The 2,245-nt window shown below is 73.5% G+C and carries 2 protein-coding genes; both read right to left on the reverse strand.

Going from position 1 to position 2,245, the window contains the following annotated elements:
• The coding region (locus tag AC1DOC_RS30260; RefSeq protein WP_478131183.1) for a DUF1254 domain-containing protein at positions 1-1,249 on the reverse strand (1,249 nt) is incomplete at its 3' end.
• Positions 1,250-1,254: 5 nt separating this feature from the next.
• Positions 1,255-2,245, reverse strand: a 991-nt coding sequence (locus AC1DOC_RS30265; protein WP_478131184.1) for a DUF1214 domain-containing protein, incomplete at its 5' end; no start/stop codon positions are given.

Here is a 2,245-nt window from a genome sequence, read left to right on the forward strand (position 1 = left end):
CAGTTGGCCTGCGCAGCCTCGCCCTCCGGCCGCAGTTGGCCTGCGCAGCCTCGCCCTCCGGCCGGGCGTGCTGGATGTGCAGCGTGAGCCCGCCGTCCGCATCGCGACGCAGGCCCGGCGTACGGTCGCCGATGGCGTAGCGGTCGATCGGGTTGTCGACCAGCATGTAGTCGCGCGTGTCGTACATCGTGAGCGACCAGAAGGCCTCGACCGGTGGCAGCGCGCCGGGCGCAAAGCGCAGCGTATAGCGGCGCTGCCCGGTGAGGGCTTCGCCTGCGGCGTCGTGCCAGGCCATCGGGTAGGTGGCCTCGCGGCTTTCGAGCATGCCGATGTACTTGAGCGCGACCAGCGCGCGCGCCAGGTGGTCCTCGCCAAAGGAGCCTTCCACCAGCGGCATCTGCACCCAGCCCGAGGCCGTGGTGCGGCCCGATTGCGCCTCGCGCAGCCGCGGCAGCACGGTGTCGAGCGCGGCCTGCAGCGCGGCGCGCTGGCCGTCGTCGAGCGCGCCGGCGCCGGGCCCGATCCCGAGCGCGGCATAGCGTGCGAGCCGCGCCGCATCACCGACCGGCGGCACGTTGTCGCGCAGCGCCGCGTTCACCTGCGCGGCGAAGTGATCGGCCGTGAGCGGCGCCTTCGGGTCGCAGGCCGGATCGAAGGCGCGCGGCGCCGAGGCGCGGCCGGCCTGCCAGTCGGCCAGCGTGCGCACGAGAAAGCCGTCTTGCAGCGCGTTGACGGCCGGCACGTCCTGCGGGCCGTCGACCAGCAGGCGCCCGATGATCCACAGCCAGCGCGTGGGCGCCTCGATGCGCGCGCCCGGTGCGTCGAAAGCCGCGGGCAGCGGGCTGCGCCATCCCGGCGGCGTGACCACGAAGGACCGCGCCGCCGTGCCCGTGAGGCGCTGCCCGAGGTGGGCGAAGGGGTTGGTGAAGAAGTCGAGCAGGCCCAGCACGTAGTAGCGGCCGGCGGTGTCGGGCACGTCGATCACGAGCGGGCCGTCGCCCAGGTCGAGCCAGGCGTTGGTGTAGAGCGTGTCGTTGTTCGGCGTGACGACGCGGCTCTTGCCTGCGCGCAGCAGCTGGCGCGCGTGCGTGAACACGTTGCACCAGCGCTGCGGGCGCGGCGCCTCGCCGGCGGCATTGGTGCGCTGCGGCGAGGTGGCCGCGCGCATGCGGCACATCTCGTAGAGCGGGTAGGCGTAGACCACGGCCTCTTCGGCCAGGGCTTGAAGGGTGTCGGTGTGCGGCTGCATCGTGCTCAGTCCTGCTGCGCCTGCAAGGCCGGAATGCGCCAGCTCTGCACGCCCTCGCGCGGGTAGTACATGCGCAGGATCAGGTAGAAGCGTCCGGCCGGTGCCGGCAGCCAGTTGGCGGCGTCGGCGGGGCGCGCGTGGCTCACCACCAGCTCGAGGCTGCCGTCGGCGGCGCGCTTCAGGCCGGGCGTGCGGTCGCCGATCGCGTGGCGGCGGATCTCGTTGGCGTAGAGAAAGCGGTCGGTGCCGTACAGGGTGACCGACCAGAAGGCGTCCGCGGGCGGCAGGTCGCCGGCCTCGAAGCGCATCGCGTAGCGGCGTTGGCCGTCCAGCGGCTCCTGGTTGGCGTCGTGGTGCGCGGCGGCGTACACCGCCTCGCTGGTGGCGAGCGCGCCCAGGCCCAGGTAGGCGGTGCGCGCGCGGCCGAGGAACTCGTTGCCGTAGCGGCCAGTGGCCGGCGTCATCGACCAGGGCTTGGGCCGGCGGTTGCGACCCACCGCGCCGACCAGCTGCACGCCCTCGGCGAAGCCTTCGATGAGGCCTTCGCGCAGTGGCGCTTCGAGCGCGTCCCACGAGAACGCGGCATTCGCCAGCAGACCGCCCTGGCCGAACCACGCCACGAGGCCGCGGTCTTCCACGCGGCCCGGCGCCTCGGCCAGTGCGTGGCACACGTTGGTGAAGAAGTGCGGCGCCACTTCTGCGGCCGGCTCGCCATGCTCGAAGGCGGCGGCCATGGCGTCCTCGTACGGACCGGCCCATTGCTCGACGGCGGCTGGGCGGCCCTGCAGCACGGTGCCGGGCGCGGGTTTCAGTTGGATCTCCGACTGCAGCGCGCGCGCGGCCGGCCAGTCGCTTTCGTCGCCCACCAGGATGCGGCCGATGAGCCAGACCAGATCGGTCGGGCAGCGCACCACGCGGTGGGCGGCGAGCGACTCCGGCACCGTGCCGCCCGGGCCCACGAGCACCACGGTCTCGCCCTCGGAGTTGCAGTTGCGC

The organism is Variovorax sp. 01T439_2 (assembly GCF_056398445.1).